At 41.2% G+C, this 21,191-nt stretch carries 16 protein-coding genes and 1 pseudogene; 12 read left to right on the top strand and 5 right to left on the bottom strand.

All coding sequences use genetic code 11. From position 1 onward, the window contains the following. Positions 1 to 49 precede the first annotated feature (49 nt). Positions 50 to 610, top strand: a complete 561-nt coding sequence (locus tag QUD05_RS14470) for a Uma2 family endonuclease (protein WP_289796663.1) — start codon at positions 50 to 52, stop codon at positions 608 to 610. Between the two features lie 67 nt (positions 611 to 677). Here QUD05_RS14470 and QUD05_RS14465 read toward each other — a convergent pair. Next, a pseudogene (locus tag QUD05_RS14465) lies at positions 678 to 1,556 on the bottom strand (DUF4351 domain-containing protein). Between the two features lie 831 nt (positions 1,557 to 2,387). Here QUD05_RS14465 and QUD05_RS14460 point away from each other — a divergent pair. From QUD05_RS14460 to QUD05_RS14430, 7 genes are all read left to right on the top strand, one after another. After that, a complete protein-coding gene (locus QUD05_RS14460; RefSeq protein ID WP_289796662.1) occupies positions 2,388 to 4,700 on the top strand; it encodes an Eco57I restriction-modification methylase domain-containing protein in 2,313 nt (770 codons plus the stop codon). Positions 4,701 to 5,135: 435 nt separating this feature from the next. Beyond that, positions 5,136 to 5,672: a GAF domain-containing protein gene (locus tag QUD05_RS14455; RefSeq protein WP_289796661.1), complete on the top strand. Its 537-nt coding sequence runs from the start codon at positions 5,136 to 5,138 to the stop codon at positions 5,670 to 5,672. 82 nt (positions 5,673 to 5,754) lie between these two features. Beyond that, complete coding sequence (locus QUD05_RS14450; RefSeq protein ID WP_289796660.1) at positions 5,755 to 6,144, top strand: VOC family protein; 390 nt, start codon at positions 5,755 to 5,757, stop codon at positions 6,142 to 6,144. A gap of 632 nt (positions 6,145 to 6,776) precedes the next feature. Beyond that, positions 6,777 to 7,064 (top strand): hypothetical protein, encoded by a 288-nt coding sequence (locus QUD05_RS14445; protein ID WP_289796659.1) that lies wholly within the window; start codon positions 6,777 to 6,779, stop codon positions 7,062 to 7,064. Positions 7,065 to 7,187: 123 nt separating this feature from the next. Next, positions 7,188 to 8,366, top strand: coding sequence for a class I SAM-dependent methyltransferase (locus tag QUD05_RS14440; protein ID WP_289796658.1), 1,179 nt, complete (start codon positions 7,188 to 7,190; stop codon positions 8,364 to 8,366). A gap of 413 nt (positions 8,367 to 8,779) precedes the next feature. Further along, on the top strand, positions 8,780 to 9,658 hold the full coding sequence (locus QUD05_RS14435; RefSeq protein ID WP_289796657.1) for an NAD(P)-dependent oxidoreductase: 879 nt from the start codon (positions 8,780 to 8,782) through the stop codon (positions 9,656 to 9,658). A 454-nt stretch (positions 9,659 to 10,112) separates the two neighbouring features. Continuing rightward, positions 10,113 to 11,639, top strand: coding sequence for a hypothetical protein (locus tag QUD05_RS14430; RefSeq protein WP_289796656.1), 1,527 nt, complete (start codon positions 10,113 to 10,115; stop codon positions 11,637 to 11,639). Positions 11,640 to 12,187: 548 nt separating this feature from the next. Here the strand turns inward: QUD05_RS14430 and QUD05_RS14425 are convergent. Both QUD05_RS14425 and hslO read right to left on the bottom strand, forming a co-directional pair. Next, on the bottom strand, positions 12,188 to 14,269 hold the full coding sequence (locus tag QUD05_RS14425) for a type 2 periplasmic-binding domain-containing protein (RefSeq protein WP_289796655.1): 2,082 nt from the start codon (positions 14,267 to 14,269) through the stop codon (positions 12,188 to 12,190). A 160-nt stretch (positions 14,270 to 14,429) separates the two neighbouring features. Beyond that, positions 14,430 to 15,329: an Hsp33 family molecular chaperone HslO gene (gene hslO / locus QUD05_RS14420; RefSeq protein WP_289796654.1), complete on the bottom strand. Its 900-nt coding sequence runs from the start codon at positions 15,327 to 15,329 to the stop codon at positions 14,430 to 14,432. A gap of 305 nt (positions 15,330 to 15,634) precedes the next feature. On the opposite strand from hslO, the gene QUD05_RS14415 reads away from it, so the two are divergent. Continuing rightward, positions 15,635 to 16,021 (top strand): hypothetical protein, encoded by a 387-nt coding sequence (locus QUD05_RS14415; protein ID WP_289799969.1) that lies wholly within the window; start codon positions 15,635 to 15,637, stop codon positions 16,019 to 16,021. A 371-nt stretch (positions 16,022 to 16,392) separates the two neighbouring features. On the opposite strand, the gene QUD05_RS14410 is transcribed toward QUD05_RS14415, so the two are convergent. Both QUD05_RS14410 and hisD read right to left on the bottom strand, forming a co-directional pair. Then, positions 16,393 to 16,818 carry a universal stress protein gene (locus QUD05_RS14410; protein ID WP_289796653.1) on the bottom strand — a complete coding sequence of 142 codons (426 nt, stop codon included), beginning with the start codon at positions 16,816 to 16,818 and terminating at the stop codon, positions 16,393 to 16,395. Between the two features lie 377 nt (positions 16,819 to 17,195). After that, on the bottom strand, positions 17,196 to 18,497 hold the full coding sequence (gene hisD, locus QUD05_RS14405; RefSeq protein WP_289796652.1) for a histidinol dehydrogenase: 1,302 nt from the start codon (positions 18,495 to 18,497) through the stop codon (positions 17,196 to 17,198). Positions 18,498 to 19,229: 732 nt separating this feature from the next. Here hisD and rpsT point away from each other — a divergent pair. From rpsT to QUD05_RS14390, 3 genes are all read left to right on the top strand, one after another. Beyond that, positions 19,230 to 19,526 carry a 30S ribosomal protein S20 gene (gene rpsT / locus QUD05_RS14400; RefSeq protein ID WP_289796651.1) on the top strand — a complete coding sequence of 99 codons (297 nt, stop codon included), beginning with the start codon at positions 19,230 to 19,232 and terminating at the stop codon, positions 19,524 to 19,526. Between the two features lie 104 nt (positions 19,527 to 19,630). Continuing rightward, on the top strand, positions 19,631 to 20,428 hold the full coding sequence (locus QUD05_RS14395) for a TatD family hydrolase (RefSeq protein ID WP_289796650.1): 798 nt from the start codon (positions 19,631 to 19,633) through the stop codon (positions 20,426 to 20,428). Between the two features lie 417 nt (positions 20,429 to 20,845). Then, the gene (locus tag QUD05_RS14390; protein ID WP_289796649.1) at positions 20,846 to 21,178 is read left to right on the top strand and encodes a hypothetical protein; all 333 of its coding nucleotides are present in this window, start codon (positions 20,846 to 20,848) and stop codon (positions 21,176 to 21,178) included. Positions 21,179 to 21,191: the final 13 nt, after the last annotated feature.

Here is a 21,191-nt window from a genome sequence, read left to right as displayed (position 1 = left end):
CCTATAAACGGTTTAAAGATATAATTAAATTATTTTAGGAGTAATTTTTATGGTTATATTATCATCTAATCTTTCTTTAACAGAGTTTCTGCAATTACCAGAAACTCAACCAGCTAGTGAATATATTGATGCAAAAATCTATCAAAAACCAATGCCGCAGGGAAAACATAGCAGAATCCAAACTCGTTTATCAACTGAGATTAATCGGGTAAGCGAACCTGAGCAAAAAGCTTTAGCATTAACTGAATTACGCTGCACATTTGGAGGACGTTCTTTAGTTCCAGATATTGCTGTATTTGAGTGGTCACGGCTTGTTGTTGATGAAGATGGGGAAATTGCCAATAAATTTGAAACTTATCCAGATTGGATAATTGAAATTCTCTCACCTGACCAATTTCCTAACCGTGTGATTGATAAAATTATTTTTTGTATTAATCATGGGACAAAATTAGGTTGGTTTATTGACTCTAATGATAAATCGGTGATGGTATTTCAACCTAATAAATTGCCAGAAGTAAAATATAATAACGATAAATTGACTGTTATTGATGAATTAGCAGATTGGCAAATTACGCCAGCAGATATATTTAGTTGGTTAAAGGTTAAATAGTAAATCAATATATAAATGCTAGGGTACGTTAGCTTTTGGCGTAACGCACCCGACTGGATTTTAAAAATTAAACTGTTTGATTTGCTTCCAACCAGTTAAGTAAATCCTGAATGGCTGTAAAATCCAATAAAGCTTCGCCAAGTGCTTCTAATTGCTCTAAAGAAAGAGTTTGAATGCGCCCCCGAACCTCTTGTGGTAACTCTCCTACCCGTTTTTGTAGTAGCCGTAACACAAGTGTTTGTCCTTGTTCTTTTTTTCCGCGCTCGTAACCGATGCGCTCGCCTGTGGTAATGTAACTCATAGTTCGCTCCTGCTCAAATTGCTTAAACTCTTGCCAAAATTCTGCTTCCAAGGCTTTTGGTAAAATCATAACCCAATCAATAAATCGATAAAGGTTTCGAATATCTTTTTCTTGCAATCCTAATTCATACAATCGGCGAATCAAGCTAAATTTCCAAACTTTACGTTCTCCTAGCTTTTTACTTGTTTGCTGCGTCTTCAAATGCGCCATTACTACAGTTGCAAATGGGTTGTCGCTGGCTTCTAATTCTGCCCAACGATTTTGATAATCCAGCAGCTTGACAGTTCCAAATTCAAAGTTAAGCCTGGTATTGGGATAATTATAACTATATTGATTGGGTCGTCATTTCGGGTCTGTATCACACAAAATTGCCAAACTCATGGCAGGTTTCCCAAATCTGTCAAAAATCCGCAGGTTATAGGAAAACATTCTTTCTGCAAAGGTGTCTTCTGATTTCGCCTGGATTTCTACATGGATTAATAGCCAAACTTCTTGTCCTTGAATTTGCCAGACTTTAACTAATTTATCTGCATATCTCCTACCAAGTTCGGCTTCGCGGGCTATTTGTTGAAATTCCTTATCGAGAAATTCGTGGGGACGTTCCCAATTAATTATTTTTGCTGTTTGGGGAAAGAAAAATTGCATTGCTTGGGGAAAGTAAGCTTCTAAAATTTCTTTCCACGGGCTATCATTATCTGCTCTTTCCACATCAGTTGATTGCTAGATAGTGTAGCAATCTTAAATCATTTGTGAACTCCAAAGTCAACCTCTATGGACTTTGCTTGTGTAGCTGCGAATTACTTTTACTCCTCAACTTACGCTTATACCCAATGGCAAGAGACGCGATGAATCGCCGTCTCTACAATAATTAACCCTTTGTAGAGACGGCGATTTATCGTGTCTTTGTTATATTGCGGAAAACACTGAAATTAGAAAGCAAACTGGGGTTTGAGAAAGTAAAAGCTTATTTTGCTTGCGGAAAACACCAAAATGAGAAAGCAAACCTGAGTTTGAATAAGTAAAAGCAGCTCTTGCTTGCGGAAAACACTGAAATGAGAAAGCAAACTGGGGTTTGAATAAGTAAAAGCTTCTTTTGAGAAAGCATTTCAGTGTTTTGAGAAAGTAAACAGGCATTTTTATAAAGCAATTAGGCGTTTTGATAAAGTAATCAGCAAATCTACCTGACAATTAAAAATCACGTCTGGATAAATAAAGCCGACATTCAAATAAATTGATAATTTTTCCGTATTATTTCTCAGCCTAATTAAATGTAAAGGATTTATAAAGTATAAAAAGCATGGGTAAAAATTTAACTCGTCTAAAGAGGGTTTCTTAAAGTCCGCCAACGCGGACTTTATTTTTAGAGCCACAGATTTATTTTCTGAGTGGCAAATTTACCATGCTGTTTTTTTTATTTTCTAAACGGATATTAACGAACTTCTTATCAAGCTGGATACAAATGTTTGTCGTCTACTAATGGATGATATTCTTCCTAATTTATCAATTCTTGACCCAGCTTGCGGTTCTGGTGCTTTTCTCGTGGCGGCGATGAAGACGCTCATCCAAGTTTATAGTGCGGTGTTCGGAACAATTAAATTGATGGATGATGGCATTCTCAAAAATAAGCTTGAAGAGATAGAAAATTCCCATCCATCACGACCTTATTTTATCAAAAAGCGGATTGTTTCTGATAACCTCTATGGTATAGATATCATGGAGGAAGCAACAGAAATTGCTAAACTGCGTCTTTTCTTAGCGTTGGTTTCTTCTGCTAATGATGTGGAAGAGTTAGAGCCTTTGCCTAATATTGATTTTAATATTATGGCGGGTAATTTGCTGATTGGTTTAATTAAAGTTGATGATACTGCTGTTGATGCAGTGGGAAATTCACTACAAGGAAATCTATTACAGTTTTTAGCCGCAGATAATTATAAGAAGATTTTAGAAGAAAAGAATAAATCTGTTGAGTTGTACAAAGAACACGCTTTCTCACCTAAACAATTACCCGATACAGATACACCTAAAGATACTCGATTGATACACATCCGCAGAAATATTGAACAACTCAAAAAAAAATCGCAAGAAAAGTTAAATCTTTTGCTGTTGGATGAGTTTAGTAAGCGTTTGGGTATCAAGTATGAGGAAGTTCAGTTAACTGGAAAATCACAGAAGCGGGTTTTGAAGGTTGAGGATATTGCAGCTTTGAAGCCGTTTCACTGGGGTTATCATTTTAATGAGGTTTTAGAACGCGGTGGCTTTGATGCGATTATTACTAATCCGCCGTGGGAAATATTTAAGCCACAGGCGAAAGAGTTCTTTGCACAGCATAATGAACTTGTGACAAAGAACAAGATGGATATTAAGGATTTTGAGAAAGAACAAAATAAACTATTACAAAATCCAATAATTGCAAGTGCTTGGTTAGAATATCAAAGTCAATATCCTTATGTCAGTGCTTATTATCGTTCATCTGAACAGTATAAAAATCAGATTTCTGTAGTGAATGGTAAAAAAGCAGGTACGGATATTAATCTCTATAAGCTGTTTACAGAACAATGTTTTAATCTTTTGCGTTTAGGCGGTGAGTGTGGAATTGTAATTCCTAGTGGTATCTACACTGATTTGGGGACTAAGCAATTGCGGGAGATGTTGTTTAGTCAAACTAAAGTGACTGGTTTATTCTGTCTTGAAAATCGTAAAGAAATTTTTGAAGGTGTTCATCGCAGTTTTAAAATAGTTGTTCTTACTTTTGTTAAAGGTAGTACAACAACTGAGTTTGCATCTGCATTTATGCGCCATGAATTGCAAGAACATTCGCTATCTGTAATGGAGTTTAAAAATGCATTAGATATCCGCATTTCTCAGAAAATGCTTAAGTTCCCTTTGTTGGGTAAAAAAATAGATGATAAGTGGAATTTACGTTTAACCCGTGAGTTTGATATGACAAATGATAGTCATCTCTATTTTAAAGAACAAAAAACAGAGATGCTACCACTCTATGAAGGTAAAGTATTTCACCAATTCATTCATAAATGGAGTGAACCTAAGTATTGGCTTAATGAAACTGAAGCAGCTAAACAGTTATTATCACCACGTCAAAAATACATAGATAAAATTAGTAAAGAATTTTCTATTAAAGTATCTGATGGTGTACAAATATTTCTTGATTATCAATCTTATAGGCTAGCTTTTCGTGACGTAACTGCTAGCACTAATGAGCGTTCTATGATTATGACTATATTGCCAAAAAATGTTTTTTGCCCGCATACAGTTTCTCTAGAGCAAGTTTATGATGTTCGTGTCGAAAACGGAAAAATTAACCCTAATTACCAATTAATCAGCAATGCTGAAAAACTTTATATTTGTACAATAATGAATTCGTTTATTATAGATGCATATTTAAGACGAAGTATTACTAATCATCTTTCATTTTTTTTCGTATATGCAACACCCGTTCCACGTTTAACAAAAAACGATCGCAGCTTCAACGATATTGTACAACGCGCCGCCAAACTCATCTGCACCACACCAGAATTTGACGAACTCGCGCAAGAAGTCGGTTTAGGTTCCCATCAACAAGACGTTACCGACGAAGCAGAACGCGCCAAATTACGCGCCGAACTCGATGGAATGGTAGCACACCTTTACGGTTTAACCGAAGATGAATTTAGCTACATCCTCACAACATTTCCCATTGTGAATGCAACAGTTAAAGAAGCAGCATTAGAGGCTTATCGTAATTTTGCCTCAATGTTTGCAGAATCACAAAGAGTTGCATTAACTCATTAAAGCAAAGATAGCTGGCAATACGCTTGGGTTTTTGAGACGCGATAAATCGCCGTCTCTACAAGGGTTTTGGTCTTATCCAAACTATGTTTGCTGATGATTTTATGTAACTGTGAATACAAATTGACTTGTGATTTGGTGAAAACTCGCAGATTAGATCGCAATAAATAATTTATGCTATAAAAAACTCAAGATACATATTATCTGTAAAATTCTAATATTTTTAACACTAAATTTATAATTTGGAATCATCCTTAGTACAGATTAATTAAAAATTGCAACTTCTTAATAATTTATTTAAAATTTACCGAGAGGTTTACTACTATTGTGTTTCGTTAAAATTGAATTGCTGCTATCAATACAATAATGTATTTAAATAAAGTGTAATAAATTACTATATAAATCCGGCAGCATTTACTTAGTCGTCATATTAGAACCGTGAAAATTCATCCTCTCTCCGAATTTAACCATAGCCGCGATCGCCGTGAACAGGGTTTGCAAAATTTGCTCGATCGCCTTGTTAGATCAATGCAGCGCGATGAGTTAGTGCGGCAAACGACCAATCAACTCAGAGAGTCGCTTCAGGTTGATCGGGTGGTGTTGTATTATTTTTACGGGCAGTGGCAAGGACAAGTGACTTTTGAATCTTTAAGTTCTAAAGAATTTTCAATACTTGGTTCCACTGGCCCAGATGATTGTTTTAACAGCGAGTATGCTGCTTTATACTTAGCAGGACGGGTAAAGGCGATCGCTGATATTGAATTAGAGCCAATCCAGCCTTGTCACCGAGATTTTCTCCGCAATATGCAGGTTCGCGCCAACTTGGTTGCACCAATTGTCATCCCTAGAAAATTATGGGGATTACTAGTAGCACATCACTGTCAAGGGCCTCATTATTGGTCGGCATCAGATATAGAAATGATGCAAGCAGGGGCACAAACTCTAGCAACGGATCGTAATATTTTGGAGAGTTAAGTCACTGTGTATTCAAATCGCATACAGTTAAGTAGCAGAAATCCTTGCCAACACTGATTTTTTTAGTTAAGGAGAAAGAACTGTGAAATTTGCTTACACGGTTATTTGGGTAGACGATGTAGTTAAAACCGTTGAGTTTTACGAAAAAGCCTTTGGTCTGGTTCGTCGCACTCTCGTGGATAAGGGACAATCTATCTGGGCGGAAATCGAAACCGGAAACACCACACTAGCTTTCTCCTCTAGTAGCGAGGCACAGAAGTTATTTCCTGGTGGCTGCCATCCCAATGATGCTACACAACCACCAGCATTAATCCAAATATCATTTATTACTCCTGATGTTGGCAGTGCTTACATGAGAGCGATCGGGGCTGGTGCAAAAGCATTAGATGCTCCTAAAAGTCAACCTGGGGGACAAATGATTGCTCGTGTCCGCGATCCCAATGGCGTGCTGGTGTCGTTGGTGAGTGGCTAGTACTGCTTCTCTACAAGACGCTACACGAATGCTTAACGCTGTTTTATGACTCTCATGAGATAAAAATTAGAAACCTGTGTTGTAATTAGTTTTTATAAATCTAGGCGTAGTAACGCGTCTAGTCTAATTTGTGGGGTTAAGTAATCAACCATAGTTAAGTTTTGGTTATTTCACACTTATAAACCCAATATTTTAAACTTGCCGCGCTACTACAAATATTTTATTTTTTCAGAGTAATAAAAGAGTGTTAATTCGTAATGGGCTGCTATTGCGAATCATGCGTGTCAACTTAAACCAAAAATAGCGTACTGATTAGGTGTTGTTCACCCGCCAGGGAATATAATTAAGAGACTAATTGCTCAAGTCTACTGAAGTAGACTGAAAATTTTCGCGCTCTAAAGTCCTCTGAAGAGGACTTTAGCTATGAGACAGGGATTTACAATCCCTGGCAGACGTGAGGTTTCGCGTTAAGTGGAAACCAATGTATTGCGAACGCCGCGCTACGCTCTAAGCAAAGCTATGCCGCAGGGTTTACGTAATTGTAATTACCATTGCGTAAGGGTTTTACTAATTCGGGCTTCAAACAAGCAAAGCTATAATTACCATAGCCTCTAGCTATGTTCCATACTTCTATGACTCACCTTCTGACAGTGGAACTGAACGATCAGATTTTCGCCGCAATTCAGCGACAGGCTGAGGCAATTGGTGTTCCTCCTGAACGGCTAGCTGCAACGTTGCTAGAGCAACAGTTTGGGCAAGTTTTTAAATTGTTACTGTCTGAAGCACAAAAGGAGACAGCACGAGCCAGATTTGAACGCCATTTTGGGGCACTTAATCTCGAACACACCGTTGATTTGAACAATGAGAGCATTGATGCAGATTTGGTGAGAGAGTATGCCAGTAACCACGAGGAGGGTTGATGCTCTTCGATACCTCTGGGTTGCTTTGTTTGCACTATCAGACTGAGCCTTTGCATACTGAAGCTACTGCTGCCTATAAAAGATTACTACGAGCAGCAGGCTAAAACCACAATGAAAGATTTTATGGATTCCAATGCTTTGCTGTGTGCGGTGATCGCAAATCATATTACCACCAATCCTCAGCAACGAATTACTTTCGCCCAATTCATGGATTTGGCACTATACCACCCTGAATACGGCTACTATTCCAGCGATGCACTCAAAATTGGCTTTAAAGGTGGTGATTTTTTCACCTCTCCTAACCTCTGTGCTGACTTTGGTGAGTTACTAGCAGAACAATTTTTTCAGATGTGGGAGATTTTAGGAAAGCCTGTAACCTTTTCTCTGGTAGAAATGGGAGCAGGTCAAGGATTGCTAGCTTTGCATATCCTTAAATATCATCAACAGCACTCCCCAGATTTTTTTACCGCCCTAGAGTACATTATTGTTGAAAAGTCCCCAACTTTAAGACAAGAACAGCAGCAACGCTTGCAAGATTTACCTGTGCGTTGGTGTAATTTAGAGGAAATACCACCAAATGCGATCGCAGGTTGCTTTTTCTCTAACGAGTTAGTAGATGCTTTCCCCGTGCATCAATTCATCCTAGAAACGGGAGAACTCCGAGAAATTTATGTAACTACAGATAGTAATGAGAAAGAAATCTGCTCATCATTTGTGGAAGTCACAGGGGAACCTTCAACGCCCCAACTAGCTGAATATTTAGACTTAGTGGAAATGAACTTTACCCAAAGTGCATATCCAGATGGCTACCGTAGTGAAATTAATTTAGCTGCTCTAAACTGGTTGAGTATAGTAGCAGACCGCTTGCAGCGCGGCTATGTGTTAACAATTGATTATGGCTACCCCGCCAGCCGTTACTACAATCCCAGGCGATCGCAGGGAACGCTACAGTGCTATTATCAGCACCGTTTCCATGACAACCCTTATATCAATATTGGGCGACAAGATATCACTGCCCATGTTGACTTTACGGTTTTGGAACGCTGGGGCGAGAAGTGCAATTTAAAAAATGTTGGTTTTATCCAGCAGGGATTATTTTTGATGGCGTTGGGATTAGGCGATCGTATTGCAGCCCTTTCCGAGCAAAAGGAACCTCTCTCGCAGTTACTACAGCATCGGAACGCACTACACCAACTTCTAGATCCCACAGGACTCGGCGGCTTTGGAGTCTTAATTCAGGGCAAAAATCTGGACAATACAGAAATATCTCAACCATTAAAAGGATTGATCCTGCCAGAGTAAGCGTAAATTTGAAAAGTTAAAACTCTATTTAAGAATGCAGTATCAGTCTTATTTGGACTAGCATAACAGTGATTACAGTAAAGTTAAACACACTACCAAAGTAATAATTATGTCCACTCATGACCTGTTAATGCTAGTAACACTACTTACCCCTGGTATATTACTTTCAGTGATAATTATGTTGACTTTTGCTGCTTGGTGGTTGATTGCCAGAGTTAGGAAGTAAGAAAACTGGGATTTATGACTGTATTTTAAATTTCAAACAACTACTTCCCAACTAAATTTGAATCAAACAATGCGATGTTCACGATGGGCTATGAAAGCTCAATGACTCGCTCTAAGCGTTGGCGCACCCTATCATAGAGACGCTACGCCAACGCTATTGGTGACGCTGTATTAAAGGAACATAAAAAATGAAGGTGGCATTTCTGGGAACTGGACTGATGGGACTACCAATGGCTCAAAGGTTATTAGCCGCAGATATACAGCTAATTGTCTACAATCGTACCCCAGAAAAATTAGCACCACTACAAGCAGCTGGGGCTGAAATTGCTACACATCCCCGCCACGCCATTCGTGCTGCTGAGTGTATAATTCTCATGCTGACTAATGCCCCAGCCATTTATAACGTGTTGCTTTCAGATACTGCTTGGCAAACTTTGAAAGGGCGCACAATCATCCAAATGGGAACAATTACGCCCACAGAAAGCCAGGAAATTAGAGATGCAGTTGTTGGGGGTGGTGGTGAGTATTTAGAAGCGCCCGTATTAGGGGGTATCCCAGAAGCAAAAGCTGGTAAATTGAGTGTTATGGTAGGGGCCGAGCCAGAACAATACGAACATCACTTGAAGTTACTCCAAAATTTTGGGGCAGAACCTTTACTTATCAGGCCAGTGGGATCTGCGGCGGCGCTTAAATTGGCACTAAATCAACTAATAGCTTCTCTAACAACTAGCTTTGCTCTGAGTCTAGCTTTTGTCCAGCGTCAAGGTGTAGATGTGGATGTGTTTATGCAAATCTTACGCGACAGTTCCTTCTACGCACCTATCTTTGACAAAAAGCTACAACTGATGTTATGTGGCAATTATGCCGATGCTAATTTTCCTACAAAATACTTACTTAAAGATACGGAATTATTTATCTCAGAAGCAAAATCTCAAAGTTTGGATCTTAGCAGTATTAAAGGAGTGCGGCAAATCTTGCAAACAGCCGTAAAAATGTCATTTGCTGATGATGATTACTCATCAATATTTTCAGTCATTAAGGAATGGGGAGAAGCGATCGGCGAATAAAGACTTTAAGCTCATCTCACACCTGAAGTCAATGGATTGTGGGGAAAAGGGTAAAGGTATGAAATTTTCCCTTACCCTACCATCTTGCAAAAGCTACTGTTGCAAGATGTCTAAGCAAGCTACGCCCACCGTCTTCCTTTCAAAGAAGCAAGTGCTGTTAGTTTCGTCAACTTATTCGCGTAGAATCTCTGACAGCAGTTTATTCTCACGTCAAGTGGCGTTTGACGAGCAAAGCCCAACAAATACCTTGGTTATATTGGGCTTTGCTAATATTCAAGACAGTAAGTGCAATTTTTCTTAACCTAAACGTATTGACTTGTACGCTCCTCCAAAATTATAAATTAAAACTTTTTAAAATTAAAATATAGTCTATAGTCAAATTCCGAATATACTTTTGGGATTAAGATTTTTTTCATAGTATTTACACGCAAAGAAATAATTTAAAAGGTATTAAATGAGGCTTTTTACAATTGGCGACAGTGTTTCTCAAGGCTTTATGTCTTTGGCAGCAGCCCGGACAGACCTTTGTTTTTCAACTTTGATTGCTAGGTCAATGGGGCAAGCAGTTGGTACTCAATATCTATATCCTGAATGGTTTATGGGCGGCCTACCAGCCAATATTGAGAAGATTCTACGACGTTTGGAAAAAAGATATGGCTCAGATATCAACGCCCTAGATTGGCTGACCATATTGCCAACTTTTGAGAGTGTACTTGATGAAACTGAAGATTTCTTTGAACGGGGAGCAGGTAGTGCTGAACAGCCTTATCCAGGAGGAAGTGAATTCTTCCACAATGTAGCAATTCAGGGCTTTGATATTGCTGATTCTTGGATGATAACACCCAATATCTGCAAGTATCAAATTAAACTTAGTAACGACAAGGGAGATGGCAAGCCTGGTTTCTTGACTCTGCCCAATGCTGCCTTCTATCGAATTGCACTTAAAGTTCTCAACCCGTCTTTAAATCCTCTTTTTAACGACTATAGCCAACTTGATTGGTTGAACCATCATGCAACCGCTCTAGAGGGAGTTGAGAATTTAATTCTCTGGTTAGGAGCAAACAATGCACTTGGAACTGTGATCGGTTTACAAATTAATCAAACTCCCAATGACCCAGATCAGACTCTTAACAACCCAGCTCAAAATCCCAAATCATTCCGTGAGGTAAGAGAACAATGGAACCTGTGGCATCCCAATGATTTCGAGGCTGAATATCGAGAATTGCTCAATCGGGTTGATGGAATCATGCAAAACAACACCAACCCTAATTGGAATGTCTTCATTGGGACAGTACCGCTTGTAACTATTGCGCCATTGGCAAAAGGCGTAGGTTCAACTACTGAAATTGATGTACCGGGAGAGGATAAACCTTCATCTTACTACAAATACTACACTTATTTCCCCTTTGAAGAGGATACGGTTCGAGAGACCGGAACCTTATACCTGACGCTACAAGATGCCCTCTACATAGATGACTGTATTCGCAGATACAATAAAGTAATCAAAGAACTCGTCAAGACTAAGAACAGTCAGTATTCGCAACCACGCTATCATATTGTCGATCTCGCCAATGCTTTACAACAAATTGCCTTCAAGCGAAATGCCGGACAAGTGCAGTATGAATTCCCAGAAGAATTCAAGTTTGCCTATCCCCAGGTCAATACAAAATACTACCACGCAGACACAACTGGACGACTACGGCAAGGTGGACTATTTAGTTTAGATGGGATTCATCCATCTGCCATTGGTCAAGGGTTGATTGCTTACGAATTCCTCAAAAAGATGAAAGATGTTGGAGTTGTTAATAACACCCAACTAGATTGGAAGTCGATCTTTTCCAGCGATCAACTTTATTCCCAACCTATTACTTTGATGCATGAATTTTACGACAATAAAGAATTTGCTGAAACCATCATCAAGCTATTTGGCAGAAATCCACTTGGCAGAAATCCGCTTGGCAGAAACCCAGTTAAGAATTGAAGATTTGGTTAGGCTAAAGAGTTTAATCCTAGATTGTCTCTGGTCATAGCGTCGTGATTATTTCAGTAAGAAAACTTAACATCTTCAAGGATAGGATGTTTGAAAAGTATTTTTGTAACATCTAAGTCTCGAAAAACTAACTCTTCCTGGACTCCATTCTCTTGCATGGAATGGAGTTTTTTTTAATCCTCTCGACCTTTTGGGGAGAGGCTGAGAGAGAGATTTTGAGTATATATACTTTACAACTTTTCAAACAACCTCTTACCTCGACTTTATCCATTTTTTTGCAACGCGAACACTATCGCTGAAACCTTTGTGGGACGGTAGTTTTACTTTTTTAACTTCATCCATAATCTGTGACGTGGAAAAAGTATTTGCCAAAAAGCCAGGGTTTTTGCCGAATAAAGAAAGCCAAGTTTTTAATTTTGGATAAAGTCGAGCTTACTGAGGATAAAGATTAGTAATACTGCTCACTATCGGTGATATTGAGATGCTTAGTGAGTAGCCAGACTGTCTTCTATTGACTCGAAAATTGCTCTAATAGACGATCACTGACCATTAATAGTAGTTGAGCGGGGAAATGGTAGAGATTCAGGCACAGACGAAGGCTGAGGCTGAGGTTCGGGTTGAGGATTGAGAAAATCCTCCCAAGTCTTAATTTGCTCTTGCGCTGCACTGTAAGCAGCACTACCGCGTGGAACCGATTTGGCAATGTCAATGCCTCTAGCAATATCAGACTGACCTTGAGTGCGTGCTATTTCTAGCAATTGCTGACTCCATTGGTCAATAGCCTGATTTGCATCCATACGTAAGATGCTATTGTTTGAAACTCGATCCGCCAGTCGTATTGCCTCAACCAAGGCTTCTGGAGTGCCAGCCGCACCCACTTCCTGGGCTTTTTTCCAGTTTTCTCTAGTGCGAATTTGCCCTTCCCAGTCATTGATCGCAGCTTGTGCTTCTTGTGAAAGCGCCCTTCCCGATGAGGCTATTTGTTGAGCTGTGCTAATGGCGGCGGTGAGATTTCCACTCTGAGCCAGTTCTTGTGCTTGATCTAGGTAAGGTTGGTCTTGAATTCGCTCAATCTTTCCTACCCAAGTACGAATTTTTTTCCGTGCTTCTGGATATAATGCACGACCTCTACGAATTTCGCTCGCCTGGGCGATCGCAGCTTGCAAGGAGTTAATATCCTCGAATATTGCTATCTGATCGGCGCGATCTAAGTAAGGTTGATCTTCAATTGTCTCCACTTGGGCATTCCAGCGACCGATCTCTTGCCTTGCTTCTGCGCCTCTGGGATTACTAGCAGGAATCAGCTGTACTTGGGCGATCGCTGCTGTTAAATTCGGGACTGTTCCCTGGCTAGCCAATATTCTCGCTTTTTCTAGATGGGCAACATCTTCAATTTCCAACTGCCAACGGGCAATTAGTTGCTGTGCTTCGTTATACACTGGTCTGGAGGGATCTATTTGTTGCGCTTGCGCGATCGCTGCCTCTAAACCAGAAACATTACCGATCCAAGCACTCCTTTTGGCGTCAGCTATGGCAATAAAGTCATCAGTTTCGCCTTGTAGTTTCGTACTTTCCGGTATTTGCCTAGCAATATTCAGTGCTTCATCCGCATCCTGCTTGTCTAGTTTCGCCTGTGCCAATTCCAGCATTTTGCGTCCAAATGCTGGAACCGCTTCCTGAGCTTTTTGGTAAAGGTAACTTTCCTGCCCAATGGACTCGGCTAACTCGATCGCTTTTAGGATATTATCGACTACTTTGCTGTTTGCTAAACTTTCGGCTTTTCCTAACTTATCGCCATCTTCCCGTGCTGTGGCAATTAGACGATTCAATTGGTCGTATTTGATACCCGCCCAATATTGATTGTCTACGCGCAGCATTTTAGCGGATAACATGAACGCCGATTGCCAGCGCCGTTCCTTTACTTCGGCGATCGCACCGTTGTATGTGGCTTCAGCCTTTGACCAAATCGACTGCCATTTGTCAACTTGTTCATTGACTAATTTATAAGCTGCTACATCTTCGGGTATCTTACGAGCAGTCGCGATCGCTTCCTCTAAATTCCCTGTTTGGAAACTTTGATCGGCTAGCTTCAAAATATCCCGCGACCATTCTTCGATGAAACGATCGATTTCTCCATGCAACGGGTGATTTTGTGGTAGTTGCTTCACCAGAGCGATCGCTTGCAATAGGTCGTTCACTGTTTGCTTAGAAGCCGCTAACTGAGCGCAATGCAACCGCACAGAAGCACTAGCTAGCGGCCAAAAAATCGATGGGCAATTAGGGGCAGTTGGCAACTTTAGCAGCATTGCCATTGCCAAGAATCCGACACTGCCGGGAATCAACATTAGTAGTACTAGCCACAATGTCCAGCTTTTCATCCAGCGTGGCCATTTTCCAGAAGTACTATTGAGTTGGGCAGTTTCTTCTGAATTACTATTTATAGGTAATCCTTTCGTATGGTTTTTTTTTCGCCGCTTCACTGACTTGGAGGTAGAACCAGTAGCTGGGACATCAAATGGCTGAGTTTCACCGAATTTTTCTGTTCGGGATAATCTTTTGTTTTGATCTGGCTCTCTTCCACTGGCTGAAGACCAACTGTCTGGAATATCCCGCTCTGTCATCTCTCACACCAAAATAATTGAATAGCGCTCTGTTTTAGGTTGATAATTCCATTGTTGACATAGTAACTTTCTCATCATTAAAAAGCTACTTTTTTGATTATCTCTCTCCACAGAGTACCATTATCAATCTCAAAAATCAGTGCTATTTTATACTTTATCCTTAAACAGCAGATTCGGCTTGCAAATCGGAAATTAGTTGAGCTAACTGATCGCTACTTGCCTGGTAGACGTTGCCGCAAAAGTCGCAAGTTGCTTCAGCACCATCATCCTTAATAATCATATCTTGCAGTTCAGCTTCTCCCAAAATCTTCAGTGCCCCCAAAACGCGATCGAAAGAGCAACCACAGTGAAAGCGCAACATTTGGCGTTCGGAAAAGATTTCCAACCCCATATCTCCCAATAAGTCACCAAAGATTTCAGGTAACGTCTTGCCAGCTTGCAATAATGGCGTAAATCCTGCTAGACCAGCTACCCGTGATTCCAATGTTTCTACTAAGGCTTCGTCTCTAGCGGCTTTGGGCAATATTTGTACCAGTAATCCTCCCGCAGCAGTTACTCCGGTTGCTCCCACGAACACACCTAAAACTAAAGCCGAAGGTGTTTGTTCAGAATTCACCAGATAATGAGCGACATCATCACCAATTTCGCCAGAAACTAGTTCTACCGTACTAGAGTAAGGATAACCATAACCGATATCTCGCACAACGTAGAGGTAGCCGCCACCAACAGCACCACCAACATCTAACTTACTTTTGGCATTAGGAGGCAATTCTATAGATGGATTCCCAACATATCCGCGTACCGTACCATCTAAGCCTGCATCTACTAATATGCCACCCAAAGCGCCATCGCCCTTTACGCGGACATTCACCCTCGATCCAGTTCGCTTCATACTAGAAGCCATTAACAAGCCCGCCGCCATAGTCCGACCCAGTGCTGCTGTTGCCACATAAGAAAGCTTATGGCGCTGCCGTGCTTCTTCTGTTAAACGTGTGGTGACCACACCTACGGCACGAATTCCACCTTCGGCTGCTGTTGCACGAATTAACTGATCCGCCATGAATAACCTTACATTTCTTAACAAGTTCACTTTTTCTATTCTAAGTTCTCTGCTGCAAGAAAAGTAACGTAGTGGGGTGTTACGCAAATAAATGGCTGTCATTGGTCACTTGTACTGAGTTTCGACTGCGCTCAACTACCGCGTAGTCGTAAAGCCTGCGGCATAGCTTCGCTTCGGGCGTAGCCTCTTGTAGAGAAGTATTGGTCATTAGTTCTTTGCAAAGGACAAAGGACTAATGACTAATGACAAAAACTATTTGCAATATTAGAAATAGCGATGTCNNNTCTTTAGGTAATTCGATAAAAATGCTGGGTAATTTTCAACAAAGCCAACTGCGGATCGAAATCGAAGCATCAACGGATGCAATTCGTGACAGTCTCCTGCATCCCGTGCAACTAAAAAAATGGCTTTTAGGGCAACGTTTTGCGCCAGGTATGCCAGAAAAACTGCTTCCTGGATTCCAGTTTACAACCTGGACTGGGCCAGTCGCGATTCATCATCAGGTAAACGTTGTCAAATCCAATTGCCTACGCTTAGTACTCAGTGGAGGCATTGATGGGTTCCACGAATGGTACTGGGGAGAAGGTTGGGTACAGTCCCGCTTGGAAGGAATTTCAATTTTGCCCTTGAATTTGGGTCAAACACTCAGCTTGTTGAGCTTGCGTCAGTTTTTAGCAACTCAAGAACGTTGAATCGACTGAACATAGAAAGGGGATTTTCCTGGTCTCTATGGCTAGCCCTTTCAAGGTGACTCGAAAAATCTCTTTTTTCTCTCTGTGCCACGGACACTTTGCTCAAGTAGGGAAATCCGCTCATGCAAGTGTCCTCCTCTGTGACTTTGCAGTTTCAAAGCAATTTGTCTAACCACCTCAGACGCAGAGAACACAGAATTGCATAGGTTGAAATTCTTAAACCCTAATGCACCATGTTGACCACTTCCCAGACTCATAGGAATTAGTTCTCCATTGACCAATTCATAGCGCGTATCAGTGCCATCTATTTCAGGTATTCCTCAAAGGTTAGTTTTGGGCTAGTTATAGCCATTGCTTCCCTTTGCAAATCTTTACCTTGGTTTTACAACCAATACTGAACAATTAGCCTCTTCTACAACTTGACTGCTAACAGAACCCTGAACAATTCGTTTCATCCCCATCAAGCCTCGACTACCAATTACGATCAAGTCAGCTTTATAAATATTGGCAAGACGAATAATCTCTTCAGCGGGATCGCCAGTTACTAACTCTAACTCACTTCTGGCTGATAACTTTTCCTGATATAGTTGGAGTTGCTTTTCAATATGAAAATAAGAAAACGTTGGGGACTCTGGCTGAGGGCGATCAGCAGGTAGTTCCATTTCTGACTCTGGTGTGAGAAACACATGACAGAGAATAACCTTGGCGTCTTTTGAAAACACCAAATTATCTAAAGCTTGAATTACTCGTTCTGAGATATCCGAACCGTCCAGAGCTACCAAAACACTATTTAGCACTGCTCTCGTCTCCTAAAGAGTAGACCCCTTACATACATAAGTATCTAGCAAAATTAGTCGGCAGTGACACTAAACTAATTTTTTATCTGATACTTAGTTTATAGATTTAAAGCTACGCCATAGGTCAGTGAGCTTTACGAAACTTTAATAAGAACGGGTTATAGCAACTTTTCTGGAGAAGCTTTTCATGAGTTTATGGGAGAGGCTTTTCCTCTCCTCTAAACTACTGTCTATTGGCAATGTCCGACTTGTGGAGACTGAAAGCGTGACTCAAGCCAGTCCCAATCAAACGAGTTTCACAGCCACGTATAAAAATGTTCTAGGGACTGGGATTTTTACTCAGCACTGGCTTATCAGAAAAAATTAAGCATTCCAAATCACTCTTCTTGCTGAATTCGGCGTCGGACTGAATCAGCATGGGAAGGTAAACCCTCTGCTGTTGCTAGCACATCAATAGCACCAGCCACATTTTGCAGTGCGGTTTGGGAGTATTGAATAATACTAGAGTGTTTAAGGAAAGTTTCAACACCCAATGCTGAGGCATAGCGGGCAGCACCAGAAGTTGGCAAGGTATGATTAGGGCCTGCCAAATAGTCTCCTACAGCTTCTGGTGTTGAGTAACCCAAAAAGATTGCCCCAGCATGACGAATCTGTGGTAAGAGTGCCCAAGGGTCTTTGATTTCTAATTCCAGATGTTCGGGGGCAAATTCATTCGAGAGTTCTACTGCTGCTTCGAGCGATTCCACAACAATAATTAAGCCGTAGTGAGCGATCGCTTTTTCTGTGTCTATTCGCCGTGGATGATCTACTAGCTGTCTTTCCAAGGCTAATTGCACGTTTTTCGCCAAAGCAGCATCTGTCGTCAGCAAAATCGCTGCCGCCATTGGATCGTGTTCGGCTTGGGCCAGCAAGTCAGCAGCGACATGCACCGGATTTGCTGTTTCATCGGCAATTACCAGCACTTCGCTGGGGCCTGCCAAAGAATCAATACCGACAGTGCCGTAGACAAGTTTTTTCGCTAGGGTGACATAAATGTTACCAGGGCCAGTAATCACATTCACTTTCGGAATCGTTTCTGTACCATAAGCTAAAGCGGCGATCGCTTGTGCGCCCCCAATACGATAAATTTCTTGCACCCCTGCTTCTTGGGCAGCTACCAAGACTGCGGGATTAATTGCACCNCCTGGAACTGGTGGTGTTACCATCACCACGTGCGGTACAGCAGCAACATGAGCCGGAATTGCATTCATCAGCACTGTACTGGGATAGGCGGCACGGCCACCAGGCACATACAACCCGGCTCGGTCTACAGGAGTGTAGCGTTTGCCCAGTACTACTTCATCGTCACCAAAGTGTACCCAGCTTTTTGGTACTCGCTGACGATGAAACGCTTCAATTTGGCGGCAAGCTAGCCGAACTGCACTCAACAACTCCTTTGATACCTGCTGATAGGCTGCATCCAGTTCCGAGCCTGTAACTCGGAGTTCTTCTGCTTTTAGGGTTTGTTTGTCAAATTCGGCCGTGTAATGCAATACAGCTTTGTCGCCTTGGCGCTTCACTGCTTGCAAAATTTCCCGCACCGTTGCTTCTTTGTGAAGTACCTGTTCGTCATGGGTGCGATCGCAGATCCGTTGTAGTTCTGCTCTAACGTCTGCCTGCTGAGTAATAATTCGCAGCATGGAGTAAGGACAATGCCAAAATTATAATATTGCCACCTGAGATTTAGTATTGCTCTTGACCCACTAGGGCGTACAAGCTGACTCTAATTCTCTTCTCTAGCTTAACCTGGATTTTTTTGATACTCTCAAGGCTACCAGCGTATAGTTTGCTTGAGAAGGCGACTTGATTGCTCAATCCGACAAGCCTTGAATAGCTAGCGGCAGCAAGCAGGTGTGCCATTTCCCCTATCCTTACACCCTTTCCCTCAATTCTTATGGGGTGTAGATGGTGTGTTTACACATCCAATCCCCTGAATTGACAGGGGGTAAGGTCTGAGTATAATTGTTTACTTAATTTCCCTAACTTTTAGTAGTTAATGTGTGTACAGGCACGATATATCGGTTCTATCCTTGAGAATCCCTGAAATTTACCTCTTTACAGTTTCTGCCTCTAAACAATACATCTGGTTTACAGACAAATTATATTTATTGGCAATCACATTGCTTAACCAGGTTGTGATCAGTTAGGGTGACAGTTATTTAGAAGATGTACTTTATTTTAACGCATTTCCTCAATTGACGAAATACTGAATTGGCAAGTAAAGAATATGGAACTAATATTGATCTTCACTCATCCCCAAAACCTAATTCCATATTTTTTTTAGGAAATTATAACATTGGCAATTTGGATGCTATATTAGTAAGTCTAGTAGTGTGTGTACATAATTAATAATCGTATTTTTGGAATTGACTGTGGCGAATACAAAGTCTGCTCTTAAGCGTGCCCAAATCGCAGAACGTAACCGACTGCGTAATAAATCTTACAAATCAGCAGTCAAGACGCTGATGAAGAAATACCTAAATGCTGTAGCTGCTTATACAGCTAATCCTAGCCCAGAATTAAAACAAGAAGCACAGGCTCGGTTATCCGAGGCTTACGGAAAAATTGATAAGGCGATCAAACGAGGTGTTCTTCACCCAAACAATGGGGCAAGGAAAAAATCAAGATTGGCTCACAGACTAAAACCCGTCACACCAACAGCTGAGTAGTCATTGGTAATTTGTCCTTAGTCATTGGTAACAAAACAAACGACAAATGACGAAGGACAAACAACATAGACGCGCCAGCGGCTTCCAGCAGGGTAGGACAAAAGATGCAACTGATAGACACGCACGTACATCTCAACTTTGATAGTTTTCAGCCAGATTTAGCAATAGTGCGATCGCGGTGGCAAGAAGCAGGTGTAGTGCGTTTAGTGCATTCCTGTGTTCACCCGGAGGAGTTTTCCAGCATTCAATCCCTAGCCCAAGAGTTTCCCGAAATTAGTTTTGCTGTAGGATTACATCCTTTAGATGCTGATAAATGGAATAGCGAGACAGCCGAGAAAATCAAAACTTTAGCGAGTTCTGACTCGAATGTTGTAGCAATTGGGGAAATGGGGCTGGATTTTTACAAAGCTGATAACTATGAGCAACAGTACATGGTGTTCGAGTCCCAGTTGGCGATCGCATCTGAACTAAACTTACCAGTGATTATCCACTGCCGTGATGCTGCCGTGGCAACCAAAGAAGTGTTGCAGAAATGGCGGCAACTCAAAGGAGAAAGAGTGCGGGGTGTGATGCATTGCTGGGGAGGAACACCTGAAGAAACTCAATGGTTTCTCGATTTAGGCTTCTATATCAGCTTTAGCGGTACGGTAACGTTTAAAAATGCCAAAGCAATCCAATCCTCCGCTGCAATGGTCAGTAGCGATCGCCTCCTGATTGAAACAGACTGCCCATTTCTCGCTCCAGTTCCCAAACGGGGCGAGAGGCGCAACGAGCCTGCCTACGTACTTTATGTAGCCGAGCAAGTAGCTAAACTGCGTCAGGAAACGGTAGAGGCGATCGCCCATCAAACCACCCAAAATGCCTGTGAATTATTCGGTTTGTCAATATCAGATGTGTTCTAGTATCTTTTGTGAAGTTGTGTAAAAAAAATAAATCTATAGGGGGACAAAAATATGCTAATATTAGTGCCTCAAAAACATTTTGATTGCGCCATAATAATAAAAGAAGGAGCATAAAACTTCTCATCTTAATCTTCCATGCTGTTATGGCTTGGCCATCCTCAAAATCTCTACAAGCGGATGCTCTNNNCACATGACTAACTGTGCCAACNNNAATTAAGCTAGACTTTTGCACAACATCGCTNNNCTTTGTATTGAACCTATTCAAAATCGTTAAACAAATTGCCTTGTGAGTACAATCCAGCAAAATGAAGTGATTCTGATTCAAAATCGACAAGGTGCGGATCATTCCCTCAGTCTTAGGATATCTAAAATATCACTGAGAGTATAAACCAGCGGGGTGGATTTAAAACACACTGTATGGAGCTGCGTCAGCGAATTAACGCGCTTTTTGGAGGGGAAGTGAAGAAAGTAAATCAAATTCAGGAATATTTTAACTGGATATTCTATTTGAAATGGGCATTGGGGAGCCAGGGCGTTGGGCGGCTCTGCCGACTTCTCTCCCTGCTCTTAAGCAAGCTGTGCGTAGCATCTCTGACAAGAGAAGCTATTGTCTCCATGGCGCATGAGATGCAAAGGAAAAAGACTTTCAGCAACTTTTCCCTTGCTTTCATAGTACCCATTACTCATTACTTCGATCCCTTATTAAGGGCAATTTTTCTTGTGAAAATTGCTCATTACAGCCAAATTTAATCGCTGCTTTTGC

Source organism: Nostoc sp. GT001 (assembly GCF_030382115.1).
Taxonomy (GTDB): Bacteria; Cyanobacteriota; Cyanobacteriia; order Cyanobacteriales; family Nostocaceae; genus Nostoc.
Note: the sequence above shows the minus strand (reverse complement) of the source record. Positions and strands in the feature narration are given on the sequence as shown.